Source organism: Leisingera sp. SS27 (assembly GCF_028368855.1).
Classification (GTDB): Bacteria; Pseudomonadota; Alphaproteobacteria; order Rhodobacterales; family Rhodobacteraceae; genus Leisingera.
This window is the reverse complement of record NZ_JAQNCY010000001.1, coordinates 856,860-872,773: the sequence shown is the minus strand read 5'-3', so window position 1 is coordinate 872,773 and position 15,914 is coordinate 856,860. Positions and strand designations below refer to the sequence as shown.

Annotated in this window: 19 protein-coding genes; all 19 read left to right on the top strand. The window is 61.9% G+C overall.

The features are described 5' to 3' along the window. Positions 1–10: 10 nt before the first annotated feature. The 19 genes from N6L27_RS04370 to N6L27_RS04280 all read left to right on the top strand — a co-directional run bounded on the left by N6L27_RS04370 (position 11) and on the right by N6L27_RS04280 (position 15,912). Entirely contained in the window at positions 11–616 is a 606-nt protein-coding gene (locus N6L27_RS04370) for an NADH-quinone oxidoreductase subunit C (protein ID WP_271905883.1), read from the top strand. Next, positions 616–1,839 (top strand): NADH-quinone oxidoreductase subunit D, encoded by a 1,224-nt coding sequence (locus tag N6L27_RS04365; RefSeq protein WP_271906249.1) that lies wholly within the window; start codon positions 616–618, stop codon positions 1,837–1,839. Before N6L27_RS04370 ends, N6L27_RS04365 begins: the two co-directional genes overlap by 1 nt. Continuing rightward, positions 1,839–3,026: an NADH-quinone oxidoreductase subunit E gene (locus N6L27_RS04360; RefSeq protein ID WP_271905882.1), complete on the top strand. Its 1,188-nt coding sequence runs from the start codon at positions 1,839–1,841 to the stop codon at positions 3,024–3,026. The genes N6L27_RS04365 and N6L27_RS04360 overlap by 1 nt, the downstream gene beginning before the upstream one ends. A gap of 44 nt (positions 3,027–3,070) precedes the next feature. Next, a complete protein-coding gene (locus N6L27_RS04355; protein WP_271905881.1) occupies positions 3,071–3,298 on the top strand; it encodes a DUF5337 domain-containing protein in 228 nt (75 codons plus the stop codon). Positions 3,299–3,304: 6 nt separating this feature from the next. Further along, positions 3,305–4,603, top strand: a complete 1,299-nt coding sequence (gene nuoF / locus N6L27_RS04350; protein WP_065267087.1) for an NADH-quinone oxidoreductase subunit NuoF — start codon at positions 3,305–3,307, stop codon at positions 4,601–4,603. A gap of 3 nt (positions 4,604–4,606) precedes the next feature. Continuing rightward, positions 4,607–5,023, top strand: coding sequence for an MAPEG family protein (locus N6L27_RS04345; protein WP_271905880.1), 417 nt, complete (start codon positions 4,607–4,609; stop codon positions 5,021–5,023). A gap of 2 nt (positions 5,024–5,025) precedes the next feature. Then, positions 5,026–5,385, top strand: coding sequence for a hypothetical protein (locus N6L27_RS04340; RefSeq protein ID WP_241482572.1), 360 nt, complete (start codon positions 5,026–5,028; stop codon positions 5,383–5,385). Positions 5,386–5,486: 101 nt separating this feature from the next. Further along, positions 5,487–5,891 carry a DUF5333 domain-containing protein gene (locus N6L27_RS04335; protein WP_271906248.1) on the top strand — a complete coding sequence of 135 codons (405 nt, stop codon included), beginning with the start codon at positions 5,487–5,489 and terminating at the stop codon, positions 5,889–5,891. Between the two features lie 3 nt (positions 5,892–5,894). After that, complete coding sequence (gene nuoG, locus N6L27_RS04330; protein ID WP_271905879.1) at positions 5,895–7,913, top strand: NADH-quinone oxidoreductase subunit NuoG; 2,019 nt, start codon at positions 5,895–5,897, stop codon at positions 7,911–7,913. After that, entirely contained in the window at positions 7,910–8,296 is a 387-nt protein-coding gene (locus N6L27_RS04325; RefSeq protein WP_271905878.1) for a hypothetical protein, read from the top strand. The genes nuoG and N6L27_RS04325 overlap by 4 nt, the downstream gene beginning before the upstream one ends. 6 nt (positions 8,297–8,302) lie before the next feature. After that, complete coding sequence (gene nuoH, locus N6L27_RS04320; RefSeq protein ID WP_271905877.1) at positions 8,303–9,340, top strand: NADH-quinone oxidoreductase subunit NuoH; 1,038 nt, start codon at positions 8,303–8,305, stop codon at positions 9,338–9,340. 1 nt (position 9,341) lies between these two features. Next, complete coding sequence (locus tag N6L27_RS04315) at positions 9,342–9,980, top strand: hypothetical protein (RefSeq protein ID WP_271905876.1); 639 nt, start codon at positions 9,342–9,344, stop codon at positions 9,978–9,980. A gap of 3 nt (positions 9,981–9,983) precedes the next feature. Continuing rightward, complete coding sequence (gene nuoI, locus N6L27_RS04310) at positions 9,984–10,478, top strand: NADH-quinone oxidoreductase subunit NuoI (protein ID WP_065267094.1); 495 nt, start codon at positions 9,984–9,986, stop codon at positions 10,476–10,478. After that, on the top strand, positions 10,475–10,894 hold the full coding sequence (locus tag N6L27_RS04305) for a carboxymuconolactone decarboxylase family protein (protein WP_260017885.1): 420 nt from the start codon (positions 10,475–10,477) through the stop codon (positions 10,892–10,894). The genes nuoI and N6L27_RS04305 overlap by 4 nt, the downstream gene beginning before the upstream one ends. After that, entirely contained in the window at positions 10,891–11,493 is a 603-nt protein-coding gene (locus tag N6L27_RS04300; protein ID WP_271905875.1) for an NADH-quinone oxidoreductase subunit J, read from the top strand. Before N6L27_RS04305 ends, N6L27_RS04300 begins: the two co-directional genes overlap by 4 nt. A 2-nt stretch (positions 11,494–11,495) precedes the next feature. Further along, positions 11,496–11,939, top strand: coding sequence for a hypothetical protein (locus N6L27_RS04295; RefSeq protein ID WP_271905874.1), 444 nt, complete (start codon positions 11,496–11,498; stop codon positions 11,937–11,939). Further along, complete coding sequence (gene nuoK, locus N6L27_RS04290; RefSeq protein ID WP_008553673.1) at positions 11,936–12,241, top strand: NADH-quinone oxidoreductase subunit NuoK; 306 nt, start codon at positions 11,936–11,938, stop codon at positions 12,239–12,241. Before N6L27_RS04295 ends, nuoK begins: the two co-directional genes overlap by 4 nt. Before the next feature lie 6 nt (positions 12,242–12,247). Beyond that, entirely contained in the window at positions 12,248–14,362 is a 2,115-nt protein-coding gene (gene nuoL / locus N6L27_RS04285) for an NADH-quinone oxidoreductase subunit L (RefSeq protein WP_271905861.1), read from the top strand. Beyond that, positions 14,362–15,912, top strand: a complete 1,551-nt coding sequence (locus tag N6L27_RS04280; RefSeq protein WP_271905859.1) for an NADH-quinone oxidoreductase subunit M — start codon at positions 14,362–14,364, stop codon at positions 15,910–15,912. Before nuoL ends, N6L27_RS04280 begins: the two co-directional genes overlap by 1 nt. Positions 15,913–15,914 lie beyond the last annotated feature (2 nt).

Here is a 15,914-nt window from a genome sequence, read left to right as displayed (position 1 = left end):
CGGAGACAACATGAGCGAAGCACTGAAAGAACTGGGCGCCCAGATCGAAGCTAAACGCCCCGATTGCGTGGTGGCCTGGGATGTGTCCTTTGATGAACTGAACATTGACGTCACACCCTCGAACATCGCCGGTCTGGTGGAGTTCCTGAAGCTGGACGCCAACTGCAAGTTTTCGACCCTGGTGGACATCACAGCGGTGGACTACCCCGACCGCGCCAAGCGGTTCGACGTGGTCTACCACTTCCTGTCGATGTACCGGAACCAGCGCATTCGCCTGCGCGCCGCTGTGCGCGAGGATGAAATGGTGCCTTCGGTGGTGAACGTGCACCCCTCGGCCAACTGGTTCGAGCGGGAGGTCTACGACATGTTCGGCATCCTGTTCTCCGGCCACCCGGACCTGCGCCGTATCCTGACCGACTACGGCTTCCGCGGCTACCCTCTGCGCAAGGATTTCCCGACCACCGGCTATACCGAGGTGCGGTATGACGAGGCGCAAAAGCGCGTCGTCTACGAGCCGGTGAAGCTGGTGCAGGAATACCGCCAGTTTGATTTCATGTCCCCGTGGGAAGGTGCCGAATACATCCTGCCCGGCGACGAGAAGGAGGGGGCGCAATGATGGACGGCTCCAAATTTGACGACGGCAGCGTTGACGCGCTGAGCGGCGAGCAGAAGATCCGCAACTTCAACATCAACTTCGGCCCGCAGCACCCTGCGGCGCACGGGGTTCTGCGTTTGGTGCTCGAACTCGACGGCGAGATTGTCGAGCGCTGCGATCCGCATATCGGCCTGCTGCACCGCGGCACCGAGAAGCTGATGGAAAGCCGCACCTACCTGCAGAACCTGCCGTATTTCGACCGCCTCGACTATGTGGCGCCGATGAACCAGGAACATGCCTGGTGCCTGGCCATCGAAAAGCTGACCGGCACCGAAGTGCCGCGCCGCGGCCAGCTGATCCGGGTGCTCTACTCGGAAATCGGCCGGGTGCTAAACCACCTCCTCAACGTCACCACGCAGGCGATGGACGTCGGCGCGCTGACCCCGCCGCTGTGGGGCTTTGAAGAGCGCGAAAAGCTGATGATTTTCTACGAGCGGGCCTGCGGCGCGCGCCTTCACGCGGCTTACTTCCGCCCCGGCGGCGTGCATCAGGACCTGCCGGACGATCTGTTGGATGACATCGACCTCTGGGCGATGGAATTCCCCAAAGTGCTGGACGATATCGACGGCCTCTTGACCGAAAACCGCATCTTCAAACAGCGCAACTGCGACATTGGTGTGGTGACCGAGAAGGACATCCAGGAATACGGCTTCTCCGGCGTCATGGTGCGCGGCTCCGGCCTCGCTTGGGATCTGCGCCGCGCGCAGCCCTACGAATGCTACGACGAGTTCGAGTTCCAGGTCCCCGTCGGCAAGAACGGCGACTGCTATGACCGCTACCTTTGCCGGATGGAAGAGATGCGCCAGTCGACTTCGATCATCCGTCAGGCGATTGCCAAGCTGCGCGAAGCCACCGGCGACGTGCTGGCCCGCGGCAAGCTGACCCCGCCCAAGCGCGGCGACATGAAGACCTCGATGGAAAGCCTGATCCACCATTTCAAGCTGTACACCGAAGGCTTCCACGTCCCCGCAGGCGAGGTTTACGCCGCCGTCGAGGCGCCCAAGGGCGAGTTCGGTGTCTATCTGGTGGCGGACGGGTCCAACAAACCCTACCGCTCCAAGATCCGCGCGCCGGGCTTCCTGCACCTGCAGGCAATGGACTACGTTGCCAAGGGCCACCAGCTGGCCGACGTCGCCGCCATCATCGGCACCATGGACGTCGTATTTGGAGAGATTGACCGCTAATGCTTCGCCGTCTGCATTCCGAACAACCCGAAAGCTTTGCCTTCACCCCGGCCAACCAGGCCTGGGCCGAGGCGCAGATCACCAAATATCCTGAGGGGCGCCAGGCCTCTGCGGTTATTCCGATTTTGTGGCGCGCGCAGGAGCAGGAAGGCTGGGTCACCAAACCCGCGATTGAAGCCATAGCCGATATGCTTGGCATGGCCTATATCCGGGTGCTGGAGGTTGCCTCATTCTACTTCATGTTCCAGCTGCAACCGACGGGTTCCGTTGCCAATATCCAGATCTGCGGCACCACGTCCTGCATGATTTGCGGCGCCGAGGATCTGGTGGCAGTCTGCAAGGAAAAGATTGCCGAGAAGCCGCACACCTTGTCGGCGGACGGCAAGTTCACCTGGGAAGAGGTTGAGTGCCTGGGCGCCTGCACCAACGCCCCGATGGCGCAGATCGGCAAGGACTACTACGAGGATCTGACCGTCGAGAGCTTCACCAGGCTGCTGGATGATCTGGCTGCAGGCAAAGACGTTGTCCCCGGCCCTCAGAACGGCCGGTATGCGGCGGAGCCGAAATCCGGCCTCACCTCGCTGACCGAGTTCGACAGCGGCAAAACCCAGTACAATGCATCTGTGCAATTGGCGACGGACATCAAGGATGGCGTCAAGCGCATCCAGGGCGATGAAGTGCCGCTTCTGACCCCTTGGGTCGGCAAGGACGGCGTTGTTGCGGGCCGCGCTGCCGAAGGTCAGCCGCCGAAGGCGCCGGAAGCACCCAAGCCCGCCGTGAAGCAGGCAGCGGACGCCGCCAAGGCTGCGCCCAAGAAGGCTGCCGCCAAGGAACCCGCTTCGCCGGAAGGGGCTGCGGCGAAACCCTCGGCAGACAGCCAGGCAGAGGAAAGCCAGCCCGAGGTCCTGAAAGAGGCCCGCGGCGGCCTGCCGGATGACTTGAAGCTCCTGAAGGGCGTCGGTCCCAAGCTGGAAGAAAAGCTGAACGAACTGGGTTTCTTCCACTTTGACCAGATCGCCGAATGGACCGGTGCCGAGGTCGCCTGGGTTGATGCCCGGCTCAAGTTCAAAGGCCGGATCGAACGGGATGGCTGGATCGAACAGGCCAAGCGCCTTTCGGTGGGTGACGAGACCGAGTTTGCGAAGCGTGCCAAAGAAGAGCACCTCTACGACGACAAAGAAGACTGATCGGAAGCGGCCCGTTCGGGCCGCCTTCGGGTGATAGGGAACAGATGAGCAAGGAACAGTATCAGGCCATTGCAGCAAAAGGCCGGCACATCGCATTGGTGATCGCCGGGACCATTTCGCTGTGGATCGTGGTCTCGCTGTTCATCGGCCCCATGCTGGGGCTGCCGGGGCGCTATGCGCTCTTGTTCGACTTCGCCGCGCTGGCGGGCATGATCTATGCCCTGGTCAACATATTTCAACTCTGGCGCATGCGCCGGGACAGCCAAAGGTAGGCACACATGCTGAAGGATCAGGACCGGATCTTTACCAACCTTTACGGGATGCACGACCGCAACCTGGCGGGCGCCAAGGCGCGCGGCCATTGGGATGGCACGGCCGGCATCATCGAAAAGGGCCGCGACTGGATCATTCAGACCATGAAGGACTCCGGTCTGCGGGGCCGCGGCGGTGCGGGCTTCCCGACCGGCCTGAAATGGTCCTTCATGCCCAAAGAAAGCGACGGCCGCCCGGCGTATCTGGTGATCAACGCGGATGAATCGGAGCCCGGCACCTGCAAGGACCGCGAAATCATGCGCCACGATCCGCACACGCTGATCGAAGGCGCGCTGATCGCCTCTTTCGCGATGAACGCGCATACCTGCTACATCTACCTGCGCGGCGAATATATCCGTGAGCGCGAGGCTCTGCAGGCAGCGATCGACGAATGCTATGACAAGGGCCTCCTGGGCAAGAACGCGGCAGGCTCCGGCTGGGATTTCGACGTCTTCCTGCACCATGGGGCAGGGGCCTATATCTGCGGCGAGGAAACCGCGCTGATCGAAAGCCTTGAGGGCAAGAAGGGCATGCCCCGGATGAAGCCTCCGTTCCCGGCAGGTGCGGGCCTCTACGGCTGCCCGACCACCGTGAACAACGTGGAGAGCATCGCGGTTGTTCCGACCATCCTGCGCCGCGGCGCCGACTGGTTCGCTTCCTTCGGGCGCCAGAACAACGCGGGCACCAAGCTGTTTGCGATCTCCGGCCACGTCAACAACCCCTGTGTCGTTGAAGAAGCGATGTCGATCGGGTTCGAGGAGCTGATCGAGAAGCATTGCGGCGGCATCCGCGGCGGCTGGGACAACCTTCTGGCGGTGATCCCCGGCGGCTCCTCTGTCCCGTGCGTGCGCGGCGAGAATATGCGCGACGCGATCATGGACTTCGACTACCTGCGCGGCGAACTGGGCTCCGGTCTTGGCACCGCAGCCGTCATCGTGATGGACAAGCAGACCGACATCATCAAGGCGATCTGGCGACTGTCCAAGTTCTACAAGCACGAAAGCTGCGGCCAGTGCACACCCTGCCGCGAAGGCACCGGCTGGATGATGCGCGTGATGGACCGCCTGGTGAAGGGCGAGGCCGAGCTGGAAGAAATCGACATGCTGTGGGACGTGACCAAACAGGTCGAGGGCCACACCATTTGCGCGCTCGGCGATGCGGCGGCCTGGCCGATCCAGGGTCTGATCAAGAACTTCCGCGAGGAAATCGAGGACCGCATCAAGGCCCAAAAGACCGGCCGCATGGGCGCGATGGCGGCGGAATAACTGATGGAAGCCTTCGACGCATATTCCCACGCCTTGGCTGCGCTGGTGATCTTTACCCTGATCACCCTGGCGCTGTCGCCGTTTTCGGCGCTGGCCAAGCAGAAGGCGGGCCTCGCTCCGGGCGCCACGCCGCAGCAGGATTATGCGGACAAGGCCTACCGGCTGAACCGGGCCTATTTGAACGGCTGCGAGACGCTGCCGGCCTTCCTGACCGTGACACTGGTTGCAATCCTGGCAGGCGCGGCGCCGTTCTGGGTGAACCTGCTGGCCTCGCTGGCGCTGGCGGCGCGGGTCGTCATGATTTTCATTCACCTGCAGGGCATCGGCAAACCGCACAGCGGTCCACGCTCTGTTTTTTACGTTCTCGGCTGGGCCTGCATGGCGGGTCTGGCGATCCTGGCATTGGCGGCAGTATTTTGAGCATGATGAAGACATACCGGATGGCCGTGCCTGCGGCCTGCCTGGCGGCTCTGGCGCTGGTTTCGGCCTGCGGCACCTCCACGACCAACAAGAACCGCGAGCTGTACGACGGCGTGGCGTTCAAGGCGAAGGCCAAGCCCATCGACAAGAAGACAAACCCCGCAGTGTTCCAGATCGACATCAAGGGCGTTGAGCGTTCGGTCAAAGGCGCGCGGGAAGCGGCGGCCCATGGCGGCACCACCTACTGCGTGACCACCTACGGGTCCTCAAAGATTGACTGGGCCAACGACCCGCGCGACGAGGAGACCCCGCTGACCATCACCGATGGCCGCGCTGTGTTCCAGGGGACCTGCACCCCGTGAGCGGATTTCCGGCATATCAGGGCCTTACGGTCCGGCTGCTATTGCATAGCAGCAGCGCGCGCCTGCGCATGGGGGCTTCGAAACTGAAGGAGACCCATGCCATGCGTGCCCTGATTGCCGCTGTTCTGTCCACTGTTGTTGCCCTGCCTGCCGCAGCGCTGGCCAAACCATCACTGCGTGATGTGCAGGAAATCGAAGACCCCCTGTTTGCCGTTGCCGTTGCCAAGGAAGTCTCGGACTACTGCGACGATATTTCCCCGCGTTACCTGAAAGGGCTGGGCGAGTTGCGCCGGCTCAAAGCGCGCGCAAACGCGCTGGGGTACTCGGACTCGGAAATCCGCAGCTACATCGAATCTGATGCCGAAAAGGCCCGGATGCGCGCCAAGGGGGAACATCTCCTGGCGCAGAACGGCGTTGACTACGGCGAACCCGAAACATTCTGCGCCTATGGCCGCGCAGAAATTGAGAAAAACAGCGCGATCGGCGTGTTACTGAGGGCGAAATAGACCATGTCTGACCTCCGCAAGATCAACATTGACGGAACCGAGATCGAGGTGGATGGGGCAATGACCCTGATCCAGGCCTGTGAGGAGGCCGGCGTCGAGATCCCGCGCTTCTGCTACCATGAGCGGCTGTCGATTGCCGGCAACTGCCGCATGTGCCTGGTTGAGGTTGTCGGCGGCCCGCCGAAGCCTGCTGCCTCCTGCGCCATGCAGGTGCGTGACCTGCGCCCCGGCCCCGAAGGCCAGGCGCCGCAGGTCAAGACCAACTCGCCGATGGTCAAAAAGGCCCGCGAAGGCGTGATGGAATTCATGCTGATCAACCATCCGCTGGATTGCCCGATCTGCGACCAGGGCGGCGAATGCGACCTGCAGGACCAGGCGATGGCCTATGGCCTGTCGGGCAGCCGCTTCAAGGAAGCCAAGCGCGCGGTGGACGATCTGGACCTCGGTCCGCTGGTTTCCACCACCATGACCCGCTGCATCTCCTGTACCCGCTGCGTGCGCTTCACCACTGAGGTCGCAGGCATCACCCAGATGGGCCAGACCGGGCGCGGCGAGGATGCGGAGATCACCTCCTATCTGAACCAGACGCTGCAATCGAACCTGCAGGGCAACATCATCGACCTCTGCCCGGTGGGCGCGCTGACGTCGAAGCCTTATGCGTTCACCGCCCGCCCGTGGGAGCTGACCAAGACCGAAACCATCGACGTGATGGACGCGCTTGGCTCGAACATCCGTGTCGACACCAAAGGCCGCGAAGTGATGCGGGTCCTGCCGCGCAACCATGACGGCGTGAACGAGGAGTGGATCAGCGACAAGACCCGCTTTGTCTGGGACGGACTGCGCCGCCAGCGCCTTGACCGCCCTTATGTGCGCGTCGATGGCAAGCTGAAGCCTGCCACCTGGGCCGAGGCTCTGTCTGCCGCCGCTGCGGCCATGAAGGGCAAGAAGGTTGCGGGCCTGATCGGCGACCTGGCTCCGGTTGAGGCAGCCTTTGCGCTGAAGCAGCTGGTTGAGGGGCTGGGCGGCAAGGTTGAATGCCGCACTGACAACGCTCGCCTGCCGATCGGCAACCGCGCAGGCTATGCGGGCACCGCCACCATCGAAGACATCGACAGCGCCAAGTTCATCCAGCTGATCGGTACCAACCCGCGCGACGAAGCGCCGGTTCTGAACGCCCGCATCCGCAAGGCATGGCTGTCCGGCGCGCAAGTGGGCCTGGTCGGCCAGCCGGCAGACCTGACCTATGAATACGCCCACGTCGGCACCGGCCGCGCTGCGCTGGAGAGCCTGCTGGACAAGGACTACGGCGCCGTCAAAGATGCGCCCTCCGTTGTGATCGTGGGGCAGGGCGCCCTGCGCGAGGCAGACGGCCTGGCGGTTCTGGCTGCCGCGCAGAAGCTGGCTGCTGATACCGGTTCCAAGCTGATGGTGCTGCACACCGCCGCCTCCCGCGTTGGTGCAATGGACATCGGCGCTGTGACCGAAGGCGGCATGGCCGCCGCCATCGACGGGGCAGAGGTGATCTACAACCTTGGCGCTGACGAGGTGGAAATCGATGCGGGCGCCTTTGTGATCTACCAGGGCAGCCACGGCGACCGCGGCGCGCACCGTGCCGACGTGATCCTGCCGGGCGCCGCCTATACCGAGGAAAACGGCCTGTTCGTGAACACCGAAGGCCGCCCGCAGCTGGCGATGCGCGCAGCCTTTGCGCCGGGTGAGGCCAAGGAAAACTGGGCGATCCTGCGCGCGCTCAGCGCCGAAGCCGGTGCTCAGCTGGGCTATGACTCGCTGGCGCAGCTGCGCCAGGCGCTGGTCGCCGAAGTTCCGCATCTGGCCCGGATCGACGAAGTGGCCGAAAAGGACGGCGAGCCGCTGGAGCGGGACAAACTCGGCAACGCCGACTTCCTGCCTGCGATCAAGGACTTCTACCTGACCAACCCGATCGCCCGCGCATCCCAGCTGATGGCGGAACTGTCGGCTGGCGTGAAAGCCCGCGGAAGCGAGGCAATGGCCGCCGAATGATCCGCCTCGCCCTCATAACGCCCTTTCTGCTGGCCGCCTGCGCAATGGCGCCTGGCAGCGGAGGCGAGCGGCCCGTCCCGGTTTACGAAGGGGTGGAAACCAGCCTGCTGGAGGGCGATCTGGTGCAATTTCACGTCTCCATGCGCGGTGCCGCCGCGCCGGAAGACATTGAGAACTATGCGGAATGCGCCGCCGCGCAATACGCGCTGATCCGGGGTTACGGATTTGCGCGCCATGTGCGCACAACTTTGACACAGGCTGGGGGCAAATCTTCCGCGGATGCGGTTTACCTGATTTCGCCCTCTCTGCCGCGCGGGCTGCGCACCATCGACGCTGATGTCGCGGTTGCGGATTGCGCGGCAAACGGAATACCCACGGTGTGAGGACCTATGGCTGATTTCTTTACCACTCCAGGCGGCATCGCTGTTCTGATCCTGGCGCAAGTGCTTGCAGTTGTTGCCTTTGTGATGATCTCGCTCCTGTTCCTCGTCTACGGGGACCGAAAGATCTGGGCCGCGGTCCAGATGCGCCGGGGCCCGAACGTGGTGGGCGTCTACGGCCTGCTGCAATCGGTGGCCGACGCGCTGAAATACGTAGTCAAGGAGGTGGTGATCCCGGCCGGTGCCGACCGCACCGTCTTCATCCTGGCGCCGATGACCTCCTTCGTGCTGGCGATGATCGCCTGGGCTGTGATCCCCTTCAACGACGGCTGGGTCCTGTCGGACATCAATGTTGCCATCCTTTACGTCTTCGCGGTCTCCTCGCTGGAGGTCTACGGCGTGATCATGGGCGGCTGGGCGTCTAACTCGAAATACCCGTTCCTGGGCTCGCTGCGGTCCGCCGCACAGATGATCTCCTACGAGGTTTCCATCGGCCTGATCATCATCGGTGTAATCATCTCAACCGGTTCGATGAACTTCGGGGACATTGTACGTGCGCAGGACGGCGATCTGGGCCTGTTGAACTGGTACTGGATCCCGCATTTCCCGATGGTCTTCCTGTTCTTCATTTCGGCGCTAGCGGAAACCAACCGGCCGCCGTTTGACCTGCCGGAAGCGGAATCAGAGCTGGTGGCGGGCTACCAGGTTGAATATTCGGCAACGCCGTTCCTCTTGTTCATGGCCGGGGAATACATCGCCATCTTCCTGATGTGCGCGCTGACAACCCTGCTGTTCTTCGGCGGCTGGCTGTCCCCAATCCCGGGCCTGCCCGACGGCGTCCTGTGGATGGTTGCCAAGATGGCGTTCTTCTTCTTCCTCTTCGCAATGGTGAAGGCGATCACCCCGCGCTACCGCTACGACCAGCTGATGCGCCTGGGCTGGAAAGTGTTCCTGCCGTTCTCGCTGGCCTGGGTGGTTTTCGTGTCCTTTGCTGCAAAATTTGACTGGTTCTGGGGCATCTTTGCCCGTTGGACCGTGGGAGGCTAACTTGAAAAAGAAGGTTTCATATCTTCTTGCTGCCGGCGTTCTGGCCATGGCAGCGCAGCCATCGACGGCCGGGCAGCCCTCTGTCGCGCAGGCAATGTCCGCGGTTCGCGATTTTGCGGCCAGCCAGTGCTCTTCGGAGTTTACTAGCGTGACGTCCCTGGCAAACGAGGGGCATACAGCTTTGGATGCGGCGGTATTTGGAGCGGCAGAAAAGGGTGATTGGCATAATGAGTGGCCAATGTCTGGCGTCACGTTGGAGGCAACTGGCTTCTTGGTGATGCTTACGGACTACTCTGCTGAGTCGCTGAAACTGATGGATCTGATGCGCAATGGCGCGACCCAGCCGGATGAAGAACGGTTGAAGAATGGCCGGGCGCTTGCGCAGCGGGTTGCCGCCAAGGCCGCACTTGCACGGTGTCTGATGCCAAGTGCAGAAGAAGTGCCGGAACTGCCGCAAAGAAAGGGGTTCGGTCCTGAAGCTGTACGGAAAGTATTGGCGGATTTGGAATGCAAGCACTGGTTTGGTGCGGGCGACCGATTGGTCGAAGTCGCGAATTCTGAAGCTGCCCCATCCAACTGGGCCGGTTCTGTAGATCCGATCCTGCAAGACACCGTTGGCCGGTGTGAAAGGGAAAATTGAAATATGACCCAAATCGACTACACCCGCGCCGCCAAATACTTCCTGCTGCAGGATTTCTGGGTCGGCTTCAAACTGGGGCTGAAGTATTTCTTCGCCCCCAAAGCCACCCTGAACTACCCGCACGAGAAGGGCCCGCTGTCGCCCCGCTTCCGCGGTGAGCACGCGCTGCGCCGCTATCCGAACGGCGAGGAGCGCTGCATTGCCTGCAAGCTGTGCGAGGCGGTCTGCCCGGCGCAGGCGATCACCATCGACGCGGAACCGCGCGAGGACGGCAGCCGCCGCACCACGCGCTATGATATCGACATGACCAAATGCATCTACTGCGGTTTCTGCCAGGAAGCCTGCCCGGTGGATGCGATTGTCGAAGGCCCGAACTTCGAATTCGCCACCGAGACCCGCGAGGAGCTGTTCTACGACAAGGAGAAGCTGCTTTCGAACGGCGAACGCTGGGAAGCCGAGATTGCCCGCAACCTGGAAATCGACGCGCCGTACCGATGAGCGATCCCAAGAACCCTTTCGAGGCCATGATGGCCCAGGCCCAGCAGATGGCCAAGGCGTTCAACCCGGCGCTGGAGAACTTCTCGCCCTCCGAGGCGTTCAAGGAGTTCGAGGCGCTGTGGCCCACCATGCCCAAAGAGGTCATGGAAATGATGTTCGGCAACACCGTCAACAAGGACGGGCTGGATGCCAAGACCCGGCTGCTGCTGACACTGGCCGGGCTGACAATGCAGGGCGCGCAGGCCGACAGTGCCGTGCGCCAGACCGTGCGCCACGCCCTCGCGGCCGGCGCCAAGAAACAAGAGATCGTGGAAACGATCGGACAGATGTCGGTGTTTGCCGGCATTCCGGCCATGAACCGGGCGCTGGATCTGGCGCAAGGAGTCATGGACGACAAAAGGGACGATGAGACATGAGCGTTTTTGCCTTCTACCTCTTCGCCATCAGCACCATCACCGGCGGGCTGTTCACCGTGATCAGCCGCCAGCCGGTGCATTCGGTTCTGTGGCTGATCCTGGCCTTCCTCTCCTCGGCTGGGCTGTTTGTGCTTCTGGGGGCGGAGTTCGTCGCCATGCTGCTGGTCATCGTCTACGTGGGCGCGGTCGCGGTGCTTTTCCTGTTTGTGGTGATGATGCTGGACGTGGATTTTGCCGAGCTGAAGGCCGAGATGGCGCGCTACATGCCGCTGGCGCTGCTGATCGGCCTGGTGATCCTGATGCAGTTCGTGTTGGCCTTCGGCGTCTGGGAAACCGCGCACAAGGCGCCTGAGCTGCTGGCCAATCCGGTGCCTGCGGACCGCCACAACACCGAGGCGCTCGGCCTCATCATCTATGATCAATATTTCCTTCTGTTCCAGCTGGCGGGCCTGATCCTGCTGGTGGCGATGATCGGCGCGATCGTGCTGACCCTGCGCCACCGCACCGACGTCAAGCGCCAGGACGTGGTTGCCCAGATGATGCGCGACCCGGCCGCGGCGATGGAACTGAAGGACGTGAAACCGGGGCAGGGGCTGTGAAGATGGCGTTAGCAGTCATTGCAAGCACAGCCACGATCGCGGTGGCTTCCGAGCCGCCTCCCAGTGAACTGGATATGCAGGTTCCTTGCCATGGATACGACGGCTCTATGGGAGAGGCACTTCCTGGGCTCCAAGATTGGTACTTCGTTTCTGAAATCGGTTGCCCCGCTCCTGGAGTTACATGGGTGGTCGTTAGTTGCCGAACTGGCGAAGGCCTGGAAATTGTCTCCAAAGGGCAGTTGAAGAATGGGAAGTGGATCGACGTGCAGGAAGAGATTGAGGCACTGCGAACCAGTTACCTGAATAGCAACACTAAGGTGACCTTGGGCGCGGTGGACGAAGATGCCCGTTTATTGGGCGCACTTCCACAGCGCCGAGAAATGAAGCTTGATCCGCAAGAAATGAATTGTCTGGGTACCCAGACAGAGGAAGAGGCAAGCAAATGATCGGACTTGAACATTATCTGACCGTAGCGGCGACGCTGTTCGTCATCGGCATTTTCGGGCTCTTCCTGAACCGCAAGAACGTGATCATCCTCCTGATGAGCATCGAACTGATGCTTCTGGCGGTGAACATCAATCTGGTCGCATTCTCCAGCTTCCTGGGCGATCTGGTGGGGCAGGTCTTCACCCTGTTCGTGCTGACCGTGGCCGCGGCTGAGGCCGCCATCGGTCTTGCGATCCTGGTCTGCTTCTTCCGCAACCGCGGCACCATCGCCGTCGAAGACGTCAACGTGATGAAGGGCTGAAGACACATGGAAACCATCCTCCTCTTTGCCCCGCTGGTTGGCGCGATTATCTGCGGTTTCGGCCACAAGATGATCGGCGAAAAAGCCGCCACCGTGACCGCCACAGCGCTGCTGTTTCTGGCGGCGCTGCTCAGCTGGATCACCTTCCTGACTTTCGACGGGCAGACCGAGACCATCCAGATCCTGCGCTGGATCGAAAGCGGCACCCTGTCGACCGATTGGGCGATCCGCCTGGACCGTCTGACCGCGATCATGCTGATTGTGATCACCACGGTCTCCTCCCTCGTGCACCTCTATTCCTTCGGCTACATGGATCATGACCCGCAGTGGAAAGAGGGCGAGAGCTACAAGCCGCGCTTCTTTGCGTACCTGTCGTTCTTCACCTTTGCGATGCTGATGCTGGTGACCTCCGACAACCTGGTGCAGATGTTCTTCGGCTGGGAAGGCGTCGGCGTGGCCTCCTACCTGCTGATCGGCTTCTACTACCGCAAGCCTTCGGCCAATGCGGCGGCAATGAAGGCGTTTATCGTCAACCGGGTCGGCGACTTCGGCTTTGCGCTGGGGATCTTCGGCCTGTTTTTCCTGACCGACAGCATCAACCTGTCCGACATCTTTACGGCGGCCCCCACGCTGGCGGAGACTCAGGTCTCCTTCCTGTGGACCGAGTGGAATGCGGCGAACCTGCTGGCCTTCCTGCTGTTTGTCGGTGCGATGGGCAAATCGGCGCAGCTGATCCTGCACACCTGGCTGCCGGACGCGATGGAAGGCCCGACCCCGGTGTCGGCGCTGATCCACGCCGCGACCATGGTGACCGCAGGCGTGTTCCTGGTCTGCCGCATGTCGCCGCTGATCGAGTTCGCGCCTGAGGCCGCGGCCTTCATCACCACGCTTGGCGCGGCCACCGCCTTCTTTGCAGCCACAGTGGGCCTGGTCCAGAACGACATCAAGCGCGTGATCGCCTATTCGACCTGCTCGCAGCTGGGCTACATGTTCGTTGCGGCTGGTGTCGGCATGTACTCGGCGGCGATGTTCCACCTGTTCACCCACGCCTTCTTCAAGGCGATGCTGTTCCTTGGCGCAGGTTCGGTGATCCACGCCATGCACCACGAGCAGGACATGCGGAACTATGGCGCGCTGCGCAAGAAGATCCCCTATACCTTCTGGGCGATGATGATCGGCACGCTTGCCATCACCGGCGTCGGCATCCCGTTGAGCGGCTGGGTTGGCTTTGCCGGCTTTGTGTCCAAGGACGCCATCATCGAAAGCGCTTATGCGGGCGGATCGATGTTCGGCTTCTGGGCGCTGGTGATCGCAGCCTTCATGACCTCCTTCTATTCCTGGCGCCTGATCTTCATGACCTTCTACGGCGAGGCGCGTGGTGACAAGCACACCCACGACCACGCACATGAAAGCCCCTGGACCATGCTGGTGCCGCTGGGCGTGCTGGCCCTCGGCGCGATCTTCTCGGGCATGCTGTGGTACAGCAGTTTCTTCGGCCACGCTGATCAAGTCGGCAAATTCTATGGTATCCCGGTAGCGGAAGCGTCCGCTGCCGCGCATGGCGAAGAGGCCGCGCATGGCGACGACGCTGCGCACGGTGAAGAGGCCGCCCATGGCGAAGACGCGGCACATGGCGGCGAGCACCACTATGTGTTTGCCGGCAAGCCGGGCGAAGGTGCACTTTACATTGCGCCGGACAACCACATCCTGGAGGATGCCCACGCGGCTCCGAAATGGGTGAAACTGTCCCCCTTCGCTGCCATGATCGGCGGCCTGGTGCTGGCGCTGTGGTTTTACATCTGGAACCCGTCGCTGCCCGCGCGCCTGGCCAAGCAGCAGCGCCCGCTGTACCTGTTCCTCTTGAACAAGTGGTACTTTGACGAGATCTACAACGTGATCTTCGTCAAACCGGCCGTGGCGCTCGGCCGCTTCTTCTGGAAACGCGGCGATGGCAACACCATCGACGGCTTCCTGAACGGTCTGGCCATGGGCGTTGTACCCTTCTTCACCCGTCTCGCTGGACGCGCACAGTCCGGTTACATCTTCACTTATGCCTTCTGGATGGTGCTGGGCATTGCAGCCCTGGTCACCTGGATGTCGATCGGCGGAGGAGCGCACTGATGGACAATCTCCTTTCTATTGTCACCTTCATCCCGGCGCTTGCGGCGGCCATCCTGGCCCTGTTCCTGCGCGGCGAGGATAAGGCGGCGCAGCGCAACGCCAAGTTTGTTGCTCTCTTTGCCACCACGATCACCTTCCTGGTGAGCCTTGGGATCTATTCTCAGTTCGACCCGGCCAACACCGGCTTCCAGTTCGTCGAGGACCGGGCCTGGATCTTCGGGCTCAAGTACAAGATGGGCGTCGACGGGATCTCGGTTCTGTTCGTGATGCTGACCACCTTCATCATGCCGCTGACCATCCTGGCAAGCTGGTCGGTCACGGACCGGGTGAAGGAATACATGATCGCCTTCCTGCTCTTGGAGACCCTGATGCTGGGTGTCTTCATGGCGCTGGACCTGGTGCTGTTCTACCTGTTCTTCGAGGCGGGCCTCATCCCGATGTTCCTGATCATCGGCATCTGGGGCGGCAAGGAGCGGATCTACGCGTCCTTCAAATTCTTCCTCTACACCTTCTTCGGCTCGGTGCTGATGCTGGTGGCGATGGTCTTCATGTATGTGGATGCCGGCACCACCGATATCGAGACCCTGCTGACCCACAGCTTCTCGGCGGCGTCGTTCGACGTCTTGGGCATCCATGTTCTGGGCGGCGCCCAGACCCTGATGTTCCTGGCCTTCTTTGCCTCCTTCGCGGTGAAGATGCCGATGTGGCCGGTGCACACCTGGCTGCCGGACGCGCACGTTCAGGCGCCGACTGCGGGTTCTGTGGTGCTGGCGGCGATCCTGCTGAAGATGGGCGGCTACGGTTTCCTGCGCTTCTCCCTGCCGATGTTCCCGGTGGGCGCGGACGTGATGACTGATGTGGTCCTGTGGATGTCCGCGATTGCGGTGGTCTACACCTCGCTGGTGGCGATGGTGCAGGAGGACATGAAGAAGCTGATTGCCTACTCCTCGGTGGCGCACATGGGTTTTGTCACCATGGGCATCTTTGCCGCCAACCAGCAGGGCGTTGACGGCGCCATCTTCCAGATGCTGTCGCACGGCTTCATTTCTGCCGCGCTCTTCCTTTGTGTTGGCGTGATCTATGACCGCATGCACACCCGCGACATCGACGCTTATGGCGGCCTTGTGATCCGGATGCCGGCTTATGCGCTGGTCTTCATGTTTTTCACCATGGGCAACGTCGGCCTGCCGGGCACTTCGGGCTTTGTCGGTGAATTCCTGACCCTGATGGGCACCTTCCAGAAGAACACCTGGGTGACTGCGGTGGCTGCAACCGGGGTGATCTTCTCGGCCGGCTATGCGCTGTGGCTCTACCGCCGTGTAGTGTTCGGCGACCTGATCAAGGGCAGCCTGATGGGCATCCGCGACATGACCGCGCGTGAGCGTTTCGTCTTTGCGCCGCTGGTCGTCATGACCCTGCTTCTGGGCGTTTACCCGTCGCTGGTCACCGACATCATCAGCCCTTCGACCGAGGCGCTGATCGCAAACTTCAACCAGTCTCTGGCTGCTGCGGACACTGCGCCCGCCGCGACCCAGATTGCTTCGCACTAAGG

Excerpts from the sequence above, each read along its gene's own strand:
- N6L27_RS04300 (WP_271905875.1), top strand. The coding sequence starts at position 10,891 with ATGAGCGTTTTTGCCTTCTACCTCTTCGCCATCAGCACCATCACCGGC.
- N6L27_RS04370 (WP_271905883.1), top strand. The coding sequence starts at position 11 with ATGAGCGAAGCACTGAAAGAACTGGGCGCCCAGATCGAAGCTAAACGC.
- N6L27_RS04295 (WP_271905874.1), top strand. The coding sequence starts at position 11,496 with ATGGCGTTAGCAGTCATTGCAAGCACAGCCACGATCGCGGTGGCTTCC.
- nuoK (WP_008553673.1), top strand. The coding sequence starts at position 11,936 with ATGATCGGACTTGAACATTATCTGACCGTAGCGGCGACGCTGTTCGTC.
- N6L27_RS04335 (WP_271906248.1), top strand. The coding sequence starts at position 5,487 with ATGCGTGCCCTGATTGCCGCTGTTCTGTCCACTGTTGTTGCCCTGCCT.
- nuoI (WP_065267094.1), top strand. The coding sequence starts at position 9,984 with ATGACCCAAATCGACTACACCCGCGCCGCCAAATACTTCCTGCTGCAG.
- N6L27_RS04355 (WP_271905881.1), top strand. The coding sequence starts at position 3,071 with ATGAGCAAGGAACAGTATCAGGCCATTGCAGCAAAAGGCCGGCACATC.
- N6L27_RS04280 (WP_271905859.1), top strand. The coding sequence starts at position 14,362 with ATGGACAATCTCCTTTCTATTGTCACCTTCATCCCGGCGCTTGCGGCG.
- nuoL (WP_271905861.1), top strand. The coding sequence starts at position 12,248 with ATGGAAACCATCCTCCTCTTTGCCCCGCTGGTTGGCGCGATTATCTGC.
- nuoF (WP_065267087.1), top strand. The coding sequence starts at position 3,305 with ATGCTGAAGGATCAGGACCGGATCTTTACCAACCTTTACGGGATGCAC.
- nuoG (WP_271905879.1), top strand. The coding sequence starts at position 5,895 with ATGTCTGACCTCCGCAAGATCAACATTGACGGAACCGAGATCGAGGTG.
- N6L27_RS04345 (WP_271905880.1), top strand. The coding sequence starts at position 4,607 with ATGGAAGCCTTCGACGCATATTCCCACGCCTTGGCTGCGCTGGTGATC.
- nuoH (WP_271905877.1), top strand. The coding sequence starts at position 8,303 with ATGGCTGATTTCTTTACCACTCCAGGCGGCATCGCTGTTCTGATCCTG.
- N6L27_RS04325 (WP_271905878.1), top strand. The coding sequence starts at position 7,910 with ATGATCCGCCTCGCCCTCATAACGCCCTTTCTGCTGGCCGCCTGCGCA.
- N6L27_RS04360 (WP_271905882.1), top strand. The coding sequence starts at position 1,839 with ATGCTTCGCCGTCTGCATTCCGAACAACCCGAAAGCTTTGCCTTCACC.
- N6L27_RS04340 (WP_241482572.1), top strand. The coding sequence starts at position 5,026 with ATGATGAAGACATACCGGATGGCCGTGCCTGCGGCCTGCCTGGCGGCT.
- N6L27_RS04305 (WP_260017885.1), top strand. The coding sequence starts at position 10,475 with ATGAGCGATCCCAAGAACCCTTTCGAGGCCATGATGGCCCAGGCCCAG.
- N6L27_RS04365 (WP_271906249.1), top strand. The coding sequence starts at position 616 with ATGGACGGCTCCAAATTTGACGACGGCAGCGTTGACGCGCTGAGCGGC.